11 protein-coding genes are annotated in these 15,178 nt (G+C 62.2%); 2 read left to right on the plus strand and 9 right to left on the minus strand.

Going from position 1 to position 15,178, the window contains the following annotated elements:
• The first annotated feature begins 87 nt into the window (after positions 1-87).
• Complete coding sequence (locus ACAX43_RS11240; protein ID WP_370708473.1) at positions 88-1,068, plus strand: LysR substrate-binding domain-containing protein; 981 nt, start codon at positions 88-90, stop codon at positions 1,066-1,068.
• Positions 1,069-1,105: 37 nt separating this feature from the next.
• Here the strand turns inward: ACAX43_RS11240 and xdhC are convergent, their stop codons facing one another.
• The 4 genes from xdhC to ACAX43_RS11260 form a co-directional block, all read right to left on the minus strand.
• Positions 1,106-1,672: a xanthine dehydrogenase accessory protein XdhC gene (gene xdhC, locus ACAX43_RS11245; protein ID WP_370708474.1), complete on the minus strand. Its 567-nt coding sequence runs from the start codon at positions 1,670-1,672 to the stop codon at positions 1,106-1,108.
• Positions 1,673-1,729: 57 nt separating this feature from the next.
• The gene (gene xdhB, locus ACAX43_RS11250; RefSeq protein ID WP_370708475.1) at positions 1,730-4,096 is read right to left on the minus strand and encodes a xanthine dehydrogenase molybdopterin binding subunit; all 2,367 of its coding nucleotides are present in this window, start codon (positions 4,094-4,096) and stop codon (positions 1,730-1,732) included.
• Positions 4,097-4,125: 29 nt separating this feature from the next.
• Entirely contained in the window at positions 4,126-5,655 is a 1,530-nt protein-coding gene (gene xdhA, locus ACAX43_RS11255) for a xanthine dehydrogenase small subunit (protein ID WP_370708476.1), read from the minus strand.
• A gap of 151 nt (positions 5,656-5,806) precedes the next feature.
• Positions 5,807-5,998: a hypothetical protein gene (locus tag ACAX43_RS11260; RefSeq protein WP_370708477.1), complete on the minus strand. Its 192-nt coding sequence runs from the start codon at positions 5,996-5,998 to the stop codon at positions 5,807-5,809.
• A 44-nt stretch (positions 5,999-6,042) separates the two neighbouring features.
• Here ACAX43_RS11260 and ACAX43_RS11265 point away from each other — a divergent pair, with 44 nt between their 5' ends.
• A complete protein-coding gene (locus ACAX43_RS11265) occupies positions 6,043-7,254 on the plus strand; it encodes an MFS transporter (RefSeq protein WP_370708478.1) in 1,212 nt (403 codons plus the stop codon).
• 677 nt (positions 7,255-7,931) lie between these two features.
• On the opposite strand, the gene ACAX43_RS11270 is transcribed toward ACAX43_RS11265, so the two are convergent.
• The 5 genes from ACAX43_RS11270 to aspT (ACAX43_RS11290) all read right to left on the minus strand — a co-directional run bounded on the left by ACAX43_RS11270 (position 7,932) and on the right by aspT (ACAX43_RS11290) (position 15,073).
• Positions 7,932-9,143: an alanine--glyoxylate aminotransferase family protein gene (locus ACAX43_RS11270; RefSeq protein ID WP_370708479.1), complete on the minus strand. Its 1,212-nt coding sequence runs from the start codon at positions 9,141-9,143 to the stop codon at positions 7,932-7,934.
• A gap of 196 nt (positions 9,144-9,339) precedes the next feature.
• Positions 9,340-9,636 (minus strand): hypothetical protein, encoded by a 297-nt coding sequence (locus ACAX43_RS11275; protein ID WP_370708480.1) that lies wholly within the window; start codon positions 9,634-9,636, stop codon positions 9,340-9,342.
• 184 nt (positions 9,637-9,820) lie between these two features.
• Positions 9,821-11,485 (minus strand): bifunctional aspartate transaminase/aspartate 4-decarboxylase, encoded by a 1,665-nt coding sequence (locus tag ACAX43_RS11280; protein ID WP_370708481.1) that lies wholly within the window; start codon positions 11,483-11,485, stop codon positions 9,821-9,823.
• 92 nt (positions 11,486-11,577) lie between these two features.
• On the minus strand, positions 11,578-13,260 hold the full coding sequence (gene aspT, locus ACAX43_RS11285; protein WP_370708482.1) for an aspartate-alanine antiporter: 1,683 nt from the start codon (positions 13,258-13,260) through the stop codon (positions 11,578-11,580).
• 130 nt (positions 13,261-13,390) lie between these two features.
• On the minus strand, positions 13,391-15,073 hold the full coding sequence (aspT, locus tag ACAX43_RS11290) for an aspartate-alanine antiporter (RefSeq protein ID WP_370708483.1): 1,683 nt from the start codon (positions 15,071-15,073) through the stop codon (positions 13,391-13,393).
• Positions 15,074-15,178 lie beyond the last annotated feature (105 nt).

Below are 15,178 nucleotides of genomic sequence, written 5' to 3' on the forward strand. Positions count from 1 at the left end.
GCGTCCCGCTCTCGCGATCCCTCTCGCGGGCGGCTCCATACGACGCTTCATGCGAGCCCGACCCGCTTGCACCGACTCGCCTAAACCATGGACGATTCCGCCGCCTCCCTCGATATCTGGCTCGTGCGCGTGCTGCGCACGCTGCTGGTCGAGCGCAGCGTCACGCAAACCGCGCTGCGTCTGAATCAGACCCAGCCGGCCATCAGCACCGCGCTGCGCAAACTGCGCGAGACGCTGAACGACCCGATCCTCGTGCGCGGCAAATCGGGCATGGTGCCGACCGAGTACGGCGAATCCCTGCTGGCCTCGGCGCAGCGCGTCCTGCGGGAAGTCGATTTCGTGGCGACGCCGCACGGCGATTTCGATCCCGGCCGCTCGCGCCGCACTTTTCGCGTGGCCGCGCCGGATTATCTGAACGACTTCTTCATGCCTACCGTGATCGCGCAGTTTCGCGAGGCGGCGCCGCATGCGCGTCTGGAAATCGATTCCCTGAGCCCGATGCTCGACCATTCGGCCGCGCTCGAAGCGGGCGAACTCGATCTGGTGATCGGCAACTGGCCGAAGCCCGATCCCCGTTTCGGGCGCAGCGACCTGTTCTCCGATACGGTGGTGTGCCTGATGCGCGCCGATCATCCGCTGACGCGCACGCCGCTCACGCGCGAAGCGTATCTCGCCGCGCCGCATCTCGCACCGACGCCTTATAGCGGCGCGCGCGGCGGCTCCATCGACATCGGCTTCGCCCGCGCCCGCGCCGACCGGCGCATCGTCGCCACGCTGCCCTACTTCGGCCTCGTGCCGCAAACGCTGCTGCAATCGGATCTGATCTTCACGACCACGCGCCGCTTTGCGACACACTATGCGGGCATCCTGCCGCTCGCGGTCGTCGAGGTGCCGATTCCGTTTCCGCGCATCAAGTGCTATCAGCTGTGGCATCCGCAGCCGGACCGGCCGAGCGATGTCGGTTGGCTGCGCACGCTGATGTCGCAAGTGTCGGATGGGTTGGTGGCGCAGAAGATGCGGCGCGCGAAACGGCCGCCGAAAAAAGAAACGTCAGCCGCGGCGGGCTGACGTTTTAATTTGAAGCGTGGCGGGGAGCCGTAGACGCTTAGACGCTCGCGCAAAGCTTCTGCGTTGCCGCCTGCGCCGCGGCCTGCCGCGCACGAATCTGCAGCAACTCCGCGCACACCGCAACCGCGATCGCCGCCGGCGCTTTATCGACGATGCCGCTCACGCCGATCGGGCACGTCATCTCCACCAGCCGATCCAGATCCACCTCGCGATCGAGCAACCTACGCTCGAATTTCACACGCTTGGTCTTCGAGCCGATCATGCCGAAGTAAGTGAAATCGCGCCGCCGCATGATGCGGGCGGCAAGCGAGAAGTCGAGCGCGTGGTTGTGCGTCATCACGAGGAAGTATGCGCCGGGCGGCGCCGTGTCGACGATTGCATCGGGCGTGTCGGTCGCTTCGATCTGCACGTTGGCGGGCGTCTCGTCAGGGAACAGCTCGTCGCGTTCATCGACCCACTGGACGACGCACGGCAAGCTGCCGAGCAGCGTGACGAGCGCATGGCCGACGTGCCCCGCGCCGAACAGCACGATGTGCATCGGCGCGGGACGCGGCGCGTCCCCGGCGCTGCGCCGGCCGATCTGAACGGAAGAAAAGTCGTTCATCGCGATCATTCCAGTTGGTTTCGATGTATGCACGATTGCGTTGCCTGAGCGGCGCCCTTACTGCCGCGCCGCCGCGGTGGCTGCGCGCACCGCGCCGACTGCCTTGAGGATTTCCTCGCTGGTCGCAGGCGCGTTCAGCGGCGGATTGACCTTGTGGTTACCGACTGCCGACACGGCATCGCGCACGGCGAAGAACACCGAGAACGGCAGCAGCAGCGGCGGCTCGCCGGTCGCCTTCGAACGATGGATGCTGTCCTCCGCATTGCGGTTCTTGAACAGACGCACACGGAAATCCGGCGGCGTATCGTTGACGGTCGGAATCTTGTAGGTGGACGGTGCGTGCGTCATCAGTTTGCCGCCGGCATTCCACCACAATTCCTCAGTGGTGAGCCAACCCATGCCCTGAATGAACGCGCCTTCCACCTGCCCGACGTCGAGCGCAGGATTCAGCGACGCGCCCACGTCATGCAAAGCGTCCGCACGCAGCACACGCATTTCGCCGGTCAGCGTATCGATCACCACTTCCGATACAGCCGCGCCGTACGAATAGTAGTAGAACGGCCGGCCTTGCAGCTTCGATTGATCCCAGTAGAGCTTCGGCGTTGCGTAGAAGCCGTCCGACCAGAGCTGGACACGCGCGACGTAGGCCTTCGCGATCACCTCTTCGAACGGCACCACGGCCTCGCCGACCACCACGCGGTCGTGCACGAAGCGCACCTCCGAGGCGGCCACCTGCCCTGCGCCGAAACGCTCGGCGGCAAAGGCAGACAGACGTTCGCGCAACTGGCGCGCGGCGTCCTGCGCAGCTTTGCCGTTCAGATCGGAACCGGTCGACGCAGCGGTCGCCGAGGTATTGGCGATCTTGCTGGTGTCGGTTGCGGTAACGCGGATGCGGTTAAAGCCGATCCCCAGTTCATGTGCGACGACCTGTGCGACCTTGGTGTTCAACCCTTGGCCCATTTCCGTGCCGCCGTGGTTCACCAGCACCGAACCATCGGTGTAGATGTGCACCAGCGCGCCGGCCTGGTTGAAGTGAGTCACGTTGAACGCGATGCCGAATTTGACCGGCGTCAGCGCCAGGCCTTTCTTCAGCACTTCGTTGTTCGCATTGAACTCGTTGATCGCGGCGCGCCGTGCGCGATATTCGCTGGTTGCTTCGAGTTCGTCGATCAACTCGTGAATCACGTTGTCTTCGACCACCTGACCATACGGCGTCTGATTGCGCTCGGTCTTGCCGTACAGATTGCGGCGGCGCACGTCGAGCGAATCCTCGCCGACCGAACGCGCGACGTTGTCCATGATGTATTCGATCGCGAACGCGCCTTGCGGACCGCCGAAGCCGCGGAACGCGGTGTTCGACTGCGTGTTGGTCTTGCCGCAGAAGCCGTCGATCGTCACGTCGGACAACCAGTACGCGTTGTCGAAGTGGCACAGCGCGCGCGTCATCACCGGACCGGACAGGTCGGCGGAGAAGCCGCAGCGCGAAGTCATGTCGACGCTTACGCCGTCGATCACGCCCTTGTCGTCGTAGCCCACTTCATACGTATAGTGGAAATCGTGGCGCTTGCCGGTGACCATCATGTCGTCGTCACGGTCCGGGCGCAGCTTGACCGGGCACAGCAGCTTCCATGCGGCGAGCGCCGCGCAGCACGCGAACAGACCCGATTGCGATTCCTTGCCGCCGAACCCACCGCCCATGCGGCGGCATTCGATCAGCACGTTGTGCGACGCCACGCCCAACGCGTGCGCGACCATGTGCTGCATTTCGGTCGGGTGCTGCGTCGAACAGTAGACGTGCATGCCGTCGTCGTCCTTCGGCACGGCGTACGAAATCTGGCCTTCCAGGTAGAACTGTTCCTGGCCGCCGAGCAGCATCTCTCCCGCTTCGCGGTGAGCGGCGCGGGCGATCTTCGCGCCGGCTTCGCCGCGCGCGAGTTTCATCGGCGGCAAGACGTGTTGATTCGCGGCGCGGGCCTGTTGCGCGGTGAGAATTGCGGGCAGTTCTTCGTAGACGACTTCGGCGCGGCGCGCAGCCAGACGCGCGGTTTCATGCGAGGTCGCGACCACGATGAACATCGGCTGGCCAACGTATTGCACTACACCGTCGGCGAGAATCGGATCGTCGCCGTGGATGATCGGGCCCACGTCGTTGACGCCGGGGATATCGTCGGCCGTGAAAATCGCGACCACGCCGGGCGTGGCGCGCACCTTATCGAGCGACATCGAGACGATCTTCGCGTGCGCTTTCGGCGACAGGCCGAGCGCGGCGTGCAGCGTGCCGGCGAGCGTCGGGATGTCGTCGGTATAAGTGGCGCGGCCGCTTACGTGCAGATGCGCGGACTCGTGCGGACGCGAGATATGGACCTGAGTAAAGTTGTCGAGATCCTGAAGGTCTTTCAGGAACGGTTCGGCATGCTGATTCATTCTTGTGTTCTCCGTATCCTTGTGGCGTCTCAGGCGCCCGCGCCGGCCGTGGCGCAGGCGGCGGCGACTGCACGAACATCCAGCGCGCTCCTGGGCAGCGGATTGTTCGGACGCGTTTCGAGCCAGAAGCGGTACAGCGTGTTCTTCGCCGCTTCGAGGCGGTAGTTGCTGGTCGCGCGCATGTCGGACAGCGGCGCGTAGTCGTTGCCGAGCGCGAGCATCGCGGCCTGCGCAGTCGCTTCGTGCCATTCGGCGTCGCGCAGCACGGCTTCAGCGTGCGTCGCGCGCTTCGAGGTGGCTGCCATGCCGCCGAATGCGATGCGCGGCTCGCGGATCACGTTGCCGTCCGCGATGAACGAGAACGCGGCGCACACAGCCGAGATGTCCGAGTCGAAACGCTTCGAAAGCTTGTAGGTGCGGAATTGCAGATTCTTGCGCGCGCCGGTGCGCGTCGGCACCTTGAGCCCGACGACGAACTCATGTTCCGCCATATCCTTCTTCTGGTACGCGAGGTACAGATCCTCAAGCGGCATTTCGCGTTCGATCTCGCCGCCGCGCACGATCACATGCGCGCCGATCGCGATCAGGCCCGGCATCGAATCGCCGATCGGTGAGCCGTTGGCGATGTTGCCGCCGAGCGTGCCGGCATTACGGATCGGCAGCGAGGCGAAGCGTTGCCACATCTCCGTCAGTTCGGGATATTGCCTCGCGATTTCCGCATAAGCTTTTTCGACACTGACGCCCGCGCCGATCTCGATCCAGTCGTCATTGGTTTCGAGCTTTTGCAGCTCGGCGATCTGACCGACGTAGACGATGTTGCCCAGTTCACGCATCTGCTTGGTGACCCACAGGCCGATGTCCGTGCTGCCGGCGAGAATGCGGGCGGCCGGTTCGGCTTCCTTGATCTTCGCGAGCGCTTTGACGGTGCGCGGCGCGTCGAACTGCTGGCCGGCGTGCTGGTAGTGGAAGGTGTCGGTGCGTTCGAGCGTGGCGAGCGTTTTCGACAGAGCTTCGACGTTGACCGGTGCTTTCGGCGCGGGCGCTTCGAACATACGCACGGCCGCGTCGACGATCGGACGATAGCCCGTGCAGCGGCACAGATTGCCGGTCAGCGCGTTGCTGATCGCGTCGCGCGACGGCACGGTTTTGTTCGCGCAGCTATGTTCGTGGCCGTGCTTTTCGTACAGCGACCACATCGACATGACGAAGCCGGGCGTGCAGAAACCGCACTGCGAGCCGTGGCACTCGACCATCGCTTCCTGCACCGGATGCAGCGAGCCGTCCGGCTGACGCAGATCTTCGACGGTGAAGAGCGCTTTGCCGTCGAGCGTCGGCACGAACTGGATGCAGGCGTTGACCGCCTTGAAGTCGACGCCGCCCGCCTCGTTACGCTCGCCGATCACGACCGTGCAGGCGCCGCAGTCGCCTTCGGCGCAGCCTTCCTTGGTGCCGGTGCAATGCGCGTCCTCGCGCAGATACTGCAGGACGGTGCGGGTGACGGGCGCATCCTTGATCTCGCGGATTGCGTTGCGGTGGTAGAAGCGAATCGGCTCAGTCATGTCTCGTTACTCTCGAATGTTCTGTGTCCGTGGGGACGTGCAGCATGATGGTTCGAAAACTATCACCGTCAATAAATACAACCCATAGCCGGGATCGCATGCGGGACATATCCGCAAAGCGATATAGAGATGGATTTGAGGGGCGGTTGACTTATGTCAGGGTGGCTTTTTTGCCATATTTTTTATTAATTTGCTGATTTATCGACATCGGCAGAGAGGGATTTTTGAACCGTTCGGCTGGAAGGACCGTTGATACGGAGAGAAACGGGCCGCCATATTGATCCGACAGCCTGATTTGGTCCCCGGGATGATTAAGCAACTCCAGCAAGGGAATCGGTTCCATGTGAAAATCACGCCTTTCCGCCGTTTTCAAGTCTCGTTTTCCCCATGTCTACCGACTCCGCGACACCTCGCAGCGAATTTGCGACGACCCTGCAGATCATTCCGGTCGTCTTTTTCACGTTTATTTGCTACCTGACCATCGGAATTCCGCTTGCGGTGCTGCCTGGCTACGTCCACGACGACCTTGGTTATAGCGCGGTGCTCGCAGGCGCAGCGATCAGCGTGCAGTACCTGGCGACGCTGGCATCGCGGCCGCTGGCCGGGCGCTCGGCGGACACCTTGGGGCCGAAGCGGACGGTGACGATCGGCTTGCTGGGTTGCGGGGCGAGCGGGATTTTATTGCTGCTGGCCGTGTTGTGCGGGCGCTGGCCGGTGCTGAGCCTGGTATTGCTGGTGTGCAGCCGGCTCGTACTGGGCTTCGGCGAAAGCCTGTGCGGCACCGGCGCGATTCTGTGGGGTATCGGCCGGGTGGGCACGAGCAACAATGCCCGGGTGATTTCGTGGAATGGCATCGCTACGTATGGCGCGCTGGCTGTCGGCGCGCCGCTTGGGGTTGCGATTGCACATACGGTCGGGTTTGCCGCGTTGGGCATTCTGGTGATTTTGCTCGCCGCGCTCGGGTTTTATCTGGCGCGACCCATCGCGCCGGTGCCGATCGTGCATGGCGAGCGGATGTCGTACCGCAGCGTGTTCACGCGGGTGCTGCCGCATGGGATCGGGTTGGCGCTGGGCTCGGCCGGTTTTGGGTCGATTGCTACGTTCATCACGCTGTTTTATGCCGCGCGGCACTGGCCTCATGCGGCTTTGTCGTTGACTGTTTTCGGCACGCTGTTTATTGGGTCGCGGTTGTTGTTTGCCAATACGATCAAGACCTATGGCGGGTTTCGGGTTGCGATTGCTTCGTTCACTTTCGAGTGCGCCGGGTTGCTGATGTTGTGGCTGGCGCCTGAGCCGCATATTGCCCTCGTGGGGGCGGGGTTGACGGGGTTCGGGTTTGCTTTGGTGTTCCCCGCGCTGGGGGTTGAGGCGGTTGGGCTCGTGCCGCCCGCTAGCCGTGGGGCGGCGTTGTCGGCTTATTCGGTGTTTCTCGATCTCTCGCTGGGGATTACCGGGCCGTTGGCCGGGTATATCGCGGGAGAGTTTGGCTATGGGTCGGTGTTTCTGTTCGCAGCTGTTGCCGCTGCGGCGGCAGTGGGACTTTCTACGGTTTTGTATTTGCGCAATGCTAAGGTGACCAATATGCCTGCGGCGCTGTGACTTCTTTTTTTTCTCAGCGGGTTGCTTGCCGGGGGTTTTGGGTTTGGTGCCTTGTTTTTTTAGTGGGCTGGTGCTTCCTGCGGGGGTGCCTTTTCTTGAATTGTTTGTGGTCTATTAGCGTTGCCCCTGTGCGGGGCGGCACCTACTTTTCTTTGCCGCCGCAAAGAAAAGTAGGCAAAAGAAAGCGGCTCAAACCGCTAATGCTAAGCGGCTCTCCTGGCTTGGAGGGGCCAGTGGCCCCGTGGAATCCGTGCCCTCGTATCCTCAACCTCAAGTGACAAAGGCGTCATCAGTTCCCACTCCGCACTGCGTGCGTCGCGGACCGGTCTGCATGGGAAACCAGGGCTTTGTTCAAAGACTGTGGGGGCCATCGGCTTCGCCTCGGCGAGGCGCCGGAACAGGCGCTGGTTTTGGAAGGACGCTTCGGCGCGCGCAGCGCCGCCGGAAGTATGACGCCCTTGTCACTAGCGCCGAATGGGCGAGAACACGGATTCCACGGAGCCACTACCCTTTGCTGACTGCGGGAGCCGCTTAGTATTAGCGGTTTGAGCTGCTTTCTTTTGCCTACTTTTCTTTGCAGCCGGCAAAGAAAAGTAGGTGCCGCCCCGCACAGGGGCAACGCTAATAGACCACTAACAAATCAAGAAAAAGGCACCCCCGCAGGAAGCAAAAAACCCTTACTTCCCCTCCGATAACCCACGCTCAAGCGCCGCCACGCCCGCCGGCAAATCCACCCTGACTCCAAGGTCGACCATCGTCCGTCCCAAAGCATGCACGGTCCGAAACAAATTGTGTTCGCGACACTGCTCTCCCATCTGCCCGATCCGGACAATCGGCAATCCGAAAGAACCGGAAATCTCCACCTGATGCTGCCGCGAGATGTGCGAGCAGACATCGCCAGGACTCAGCCCGGCGGGCACCTCGATCCCGACCACCGAGTTCAGCCTGCAAGCCGCAGGCGTATACAACTGCAAGCCCAAAGCCGTCACCCCTTCCTGCAAGGCCAACGAGCACTTCAAATGCCGGGCAAAGCGCTTCTCGAGCGTCTCGGCGCAAACAAGCCTTAAAGCCTCATGCAATGCCAACACGCCGGACACAGGCGCCGTGTAGTGGTAACCAGCGTTATGCCAGAAATTCTCCGCTAGCGAAGCGTCTAAACACCAATGCGCGTTCGGCGCCGTGCGTGCTTTCACGCGCGCCCACGCCGCATCGGAAAAGGCAATCAGCGAAACGCCGGGAATCGACGACAAGCCCTTCTGCCCGCCTGTGATAACGGCATCGATCCCCCACGCATCCATCTCGAGCGGCATCGTGCTCAACGTGCACACTGCGTCGACGATCACCAGCGCGCCCGCAGCCTTTGCCAACGCGGCGATGTCCTTCAGGTGGTAATTCCACACCGTGTTCGACGTTTCACCCTGCACCACCGTCACGATCTCAGGACGCTCGCGGCGAATCGCCTCGGCGATCTGGTCGAGACTGGCGACCGAACGGTCGGCGACGTCCAGCGTGCTCACCCGCGCCCCCACGCGCCGGCCCATCTCCGCCATCCGTTCGCTGAAAAAGCCGTTCTTGATGCTCAGCACGCGGGTACCTTCCCACGCGAGATTGGAGATCGCCATTTCCATCGCGGCCGATCCTGGACCGGCCACGCCGAGCACCCATTTCGAATTCGTCTGGAAGACGTAGCGCGCCATGGTCTTCACCTGACCGATCACCTTCACCATCGTGCCGCCCAGGTGATTGATCACGATCGTGTTGGCCTTGGCGACGGCAGCAGGAATCGGCACGGGACCGGCGCCCATCATCAGCAACGGCTCTTCGGGAAGAATGGCGTCGAGCGATTCGACAACCGGACAGGGCACTGCAAGAGGAATAGTAGTGGACATGATCGATGCGGAGAGAGTCAGGGCGCAAGCGGCCCCGCCAACGATGTCGCTGACGGGGCCGCGTTTTCGATCATTCACCGATCCGGGCAATTACGCAAGTCTTTTGACGAACACAGGTCTATGGTGACGCCTGTCATTCCTGTGCAGCGTCAATCCGAAGAAGCGGCGAGGCGTTAACGCTTCATCCGGAATGTGATTACGTCCTGATCGGCAATGTATCAATACCTACGAGCATCAACGCCGTGCATAGCGAATTTGTCCGCGCGGCCGCAAAACCGAGGAACTCTTGTGAGTCGGAGAGCAGAACTTCGTGCCACATGCCATCGCTATCGCGGCAAAGACAACGCCTTATACCGAGCAAGTCACCACTGTTGCGCAAATCGCCGATGATGTTCTCGATACAGTCGAGCGCACTCACCACGCCACCCATATCGACGATGCACACGACGTCGCCAATCAGATGAGAATCCCACTTCGCGTCAGGGATGTGCATCGCGCCTCCTCATCCGTGTCTCGTAGCCGCTGTAATCAAGGCGTTTTCCGAGGTTCATCACCGTACACTCCTTAAGCAGACTGCCTCAACCCGGGATGTCACATCGGCACCCCCATGCTCCGGCGAACTGGCTACGGCCACGGCTACGGAAAACGGGCAGGCCTCGCGGCCTGCCCGTCACAAGTCACTTCACCTTGGTCTTATCGAGCTTCTTGCCGGTCGCCGCGTTATAGCGCTCGACATATTCCTCGATCAGCCTGCGCATCGCGCGTCCAATCTGCCGATAGTCCGACTCGTTCAGATTAGCCAGCGACACCCGTCCCGACGGATGCTGCGTACCGAATCCGCGCCCCGGCAGCAACACCACCCGCGCCTCGCGCGCGAGGCGGAACAGCAGTTCGGACGGTTCGGTGTTCTTCAGCAGCCACTCGACGAACTCACGCCCGAACATCCGCTCGCCGAGGAACTCGATGTCGAGAATCGTGTAGTAATCGACCTGGTTCGGATCGCTGTCCTCGAACGAAATGCCGACCTCCTCGTACAGCGCCTGCTTGCGTTTGCGGATCAGGCGCTTCAACGCGTTCTTGTACGCGTCGGGCGTGTCCATCAGCGAAAACAGCGAGAACAACACCATCTGCACCTGCTGCGGCGTCGACAAACCCGCCGTGTGATTCAGCGCGACAGTGCGGCTGTCGGCCACGAGGCGATCGATGAATTTCAGCTTTTCCGGTTCGGTCGTGATCGACTCATAACGCTCGTGCAGCTCTTTCTTCGCGTCTTTCGGCAGTTCGGCGATCAGCTTGTCGAGCACGTTGTCGCGATGCGTGGCAATCGTGCCCAGACGCCAGCCGGTCGCGCCGAAATACTTCGAGTACGAGTACACGAGGATGGTGTTCTTCGGCGCTAGCGCGAACAGCGAGACGAAATCGTCGGCGAAGGTGCCGTACACGTCGTCGGTCAACAGAATCAGATCGGGGCGTTCCTTGACGATGTCGGCGATGTATTGAAGGCTCTCGTCGTTGATCTTCACCGAAGGCGGATTGCTCGGGTTCACGAGGAAGAACGCCTTCACCTTCGGATCGCGCAGCTTGTCGAGTTCCTTCTTCGAATACTGCCAGCCGTTGGCGACGTCGGCTTCGAGATTCACGACGTTCAGCTGATAGTCGTTCAGGCGCGGAATTTCGATGTACGGCGTGAAGATCGGCATGCCGAGCGCGATCGTGTCGCCGGCTTTGATCAGGTGATTCTCGCGCATCGTGTTGAAGATGTACGTCATTGCCGCCGTGCCGCCTTCCACGGCGAACACGTCGAATTCGCCGACGAACGGATGGTTGCCGATCATCTCCTTTCGCAGATACTGCCCAACGATCTGTTCGGACAACTTGAGCATCCGGTCCGGCACCGGGTAGTTCGACGCGAGAATGCCTTCGCACATTTCATAGAGGAAATCACCGGCGGAGAGTCCCAGCTGATCGCGCACGTACGACACCGCGCCGCGCAGAAAGTCGATGCCGGGCACGCCCTTGTTTTCGCGCAGGAACAGGTCGAAGCGTTCTTCGAGCCCATCACGGCGTGGAAAACCGCCCACGCCTTCGGGCATATACGCGAACGAACGCTCCGACTCGCGCATCGCAAAGAGACCGAGTTGCCAGAAGCCATGGCGCGGAACCGTCGCGAGGAAATTGGGGTTGCCGCGGCCGGCGTTGAGCATCGATACGTTGGCCGCACGCTCCACCGCGCCGCCACCAGCGGCCTTGATCAGCTCGTCCTTGAGTTCGAACGGGCTGAGTGCCGCAAAACCGTCTTGTGCCATGTCGCCTTGTTTTTTGCCGCCTTTCTCGTCTGCCATGATGCGTTCTCCAATGTGCAAGTGAATAACCCCGGCGCAGCGGGTGATCGTCCAGTTGCCGCCGGCGTGAAAGAGATCGATAGATGCCTGCGCTAAACCAGCCCGACCACGAGGGGTCCAAGCAGCGTCAACGCGACGTTCGCGATCGCATACGTGATCGCGAACGGCACAGTCGGCACGGCGCTTTCCGCCTTGTCGAGCACCCCGCCGAATGCCGGGTTGGCACTGCGTGAACCTGTCAGCGCGCCGGCGAGGATCGCCGCGTTGTTGTAGCCCAGCACGTAGCGGCCGAACAGCATCGTCAGGAGCAGGGGGAACAACGTGACAAAGACGCCGAGCAGGAAGATCGTCATGCCGCTCTGCTTGACCGTTACGACCGCCTGCAAGCCGGAATTCAAACCGACCACCGCAACGAACGCCGCGAGACCGAAGTCCTTCAGCAATTGCGAAGCCGCTGTCGGCATGACGCCGTACATCGGATGCTTGCCGCGCATCCAGCCGAACAGCAGACCGGCGAGCAGGCAGCCGCCGCCCGACCCGAGCGTGAGCGGAATCCCGCCCACGTTGAGGACGATCAGCCCGATCAGGAGACCGAGCACCAGGCCGACACCCATATAGATGAAGTCGGTTTTGTTGCTGTACGGGAGTTCGTAGCCGGCTGCATCGACGGCGCGCCTGGTGTCTTTCGGCGAACCGTAGAAGGTGATGACGTCGCCGTGCTCGAGCCTGGTTTCGGGCAGAATCGGCAACGGTTGCCCGGCGCGCGAGACGCTCTGGATGTAGACGCCGTGGCGCATGTCGCGATCCACAACTTCGCGTGCAGCGGCGATCGTCGTGTGGTTCATGCCTTTGCGTGTGAACACGCCTTCGCGCGTCTGCATCACGACGCCAATGTCGGCGACGTTGGCGATCTCGCTGCCGTTCGCGCCGAATGCGACCACCGCCTCACGGCGCCCCACCACCAGCACTTCGTCGTCGAGTTGCAACGCCAGATCGGGCGTCGGATCGAGGTTCTTACCGTCACGCTTGATCCGCTCGATCGTCAACATGTCCTGATGCTGGGTCTCGACTGCCTTGATCGTTTTTCCGGCGCTGACATCGATCTTGTATGCGCGTCCCACCAGTTCGGGCAACGCACGAATTTGCCCCGCTCCGAGTGACGACGAACCCGAAGACAGTTCCTTCTCCGCTTCGAGCGACGCCTCTCGCAACCCTTGTCCCATGAACTTCGGCAGGATGTTCACGCAGACGATGATCGCGCCGAGCGAGCCGAACACGTAGGTCACCGCGTAGGCGATCGCCACGTCCGATTGCAGCGACTTGACCTGGTCGGCCGGCAGACCGAGACGCGCGATCGCGTCGCCGGCCGTGCCGATGATCGCCGACTGCGTCAGCGCACCGCCCGCGAGACCCGCCGCGAGACCCTTGTTCAGATGGAACAGCTTCGCGCAAACCACCACGGTGATCAGCGCGGAGACGGCGAGAAACACCGCCATCGCGATCTCACGCAGCGTCTTGCGGTTCAGCGAGTTGAAGAAGCCCGGGCCGGAGTCGTAGCCAACCGCGTAAATGAACACGGCGAACATCACCGATTTCACGCCGTTGTCGATCGTCACGCCCGCCTGACTGATCACGACCGCGGCTAGCAACGATCCGCCCACGCCGCCTAACTGGAATTTGCCGAAGTTGATCTGCCCGATGAAATAACCGGCTGCAAGCGACAAAAACAGCGCGATCTCGGGTGATTTCTGAAAAATATGATGTAGCCAGTCCATCGTGCCCTCGCTGGATAGTTTGCGATACTGAGTACTGGGTGCTGCATGTGCATGCGGACGTCGTGTCGCCTTGCGCATACCCCATCGACTGCGCGTGGCATCGTGCGCCGCGCGCAGCACCTCTGCCCGTCTAGCCGAACTTTCCGGCAAGGCCGACCACCACCGGCCCCATCAACGGCAACAGAATGTTCGAGAGTGCATAGGTGATCGTGTAGCCGATCACCGGCGTCGAATTACCGGTCACGCCGACTAGCGCGCTGATCGCCGGCGTGCTGCATTGCTGACCGGCAATGGCGCCAAGCAGCATGGGCGCTTCGAGTTTGAGAAACACGCGGCCGATCCATAGCGACAGCAAGCCGGGCACGAGCACCATCAGAATGCCGGCGAGCGGCAGCGCCAGACCGTACTCGCGCACCAGCTTGATGGCGTCGGGCCCCGCCGACAGACCGACCGCGGCGATGAAGGTAGCAAGACCAAAGTCCTTGAGGATTTGCGCGGCAGCCGAGGGCAACGAGCCCATGAGCGGATAGCGCGAACGGATCCAGCCGAACAGCAGGCCCGACAGCAGGCAGCCGCCGCCCGTGCCGAGTGCGATCGACACACCGCCGATGCGCCCGCCGAGATGGCCGATCGCCATGCCGGCCAGCACGCCCAGGCCGAGATAAACGAAGTCGGTTTTCTGAGTCGCGGCGAGCACGTAGCCCAGATGCCGCGCGCCGCGCTCGACGTCGGCCTTCGCACCCACCAGCGTGAGCACGTCACCGCGATTGAGTTCGGTGCCGGGCAGCGCGGGCACCGTGGTTTCGAGCCGCGTGACGGCTGCGATATAGACGCCGCGTCCTTCTTCCGGCTTTGCCCGTTCGCGCACCTGGGCGACTGTCAGACCGTGCGCCTCGCGGCGCGTCAGCACGACGTCGAGCTTCTCGGCGACGGGCTGGCCGAACCCCGCGCCGTCCACTTCTTCGCCGAGGCCGGCAGCAGCCGCGACGATCGCTTCGCGCCGCCCGGCTACAAGGATCAGGTCGCCAGCCACTAGCGACCGTTGCGGTTCGACCGGCACGTTCTCACCGTTGCGCTGAACCTGCTCGATGGTCAGGTTGAAGCCGTGCTGCTGTTCGAACGCCTGGATGGTCGCGCCGGCCGCGTTGCCCACGCGAAACGCACGGCCCACGAGCGTCGGCGCGGCGGCCCGTTGCCCGTCGCTGAATGCGCCGTCGCCGCCAAGCTTGCGCCACACGCGCCCGGCTTCTTCGCGCAGATTGATGCGCAATAGCAGCGGCGCGAACTGACTGGTAAACAGGACGATGGTGACCAGGCCAAACAGGTAGCTCACGCTGTACGCCGTCACGATGTTGGCCTGCAGACGCAGCGTTTCCGCGTCGCTGAAGCCGAGCTTGGCAATCGCCTCGGAAGCCGTGCCGATCACGGCCGACTCCGTCGCGGCGCCCGCCAGCAAACCGGCGGCCGTGCCGGCATCGAGCCGCATGACGGCCACCGCGATCAGGATCAGCGCCAGCACCGACACGATCTCGACCACCGACAGCAAACCATAGCGCCAGCCCCGGCCGATATTGGCGAAGAACTGCGGACCGCCGGTGAAGCCCAGCGCAAAAATAAATAGCGCAAACGCGATGTTTTTCAGATCGGGAGCCAGCCGCGCGCCCGTCTGACCCAATAACAATGCAACGATCAACGTGCCGCAAACGCCGCCGAGTTGAATTGGCCCCACGCGAAACGAGCCAATGAAATATCCGATTGCAAGGCTTGCGAACAGCGCGATCTCCGGTTGAGACCTCAGCAATTCACCGATCATATTGGCTCGCCGATTTACAGGTTTACTTAGTAGAAAGGTGCAAAAAAATTAAATAACCGACAGCACGCCATTCAGTGCAAATTCTTGCCTTTTCCGAACGAGGAT

This window comes from Paraburkholderia sp. IW21 (assembly GCF_041321145.1).
GTDB lineage: Bacteria > Pseudomonadota > Gammaproteobacteria > Burkholderiales > Burkholderiaceae > Paraburkholderia.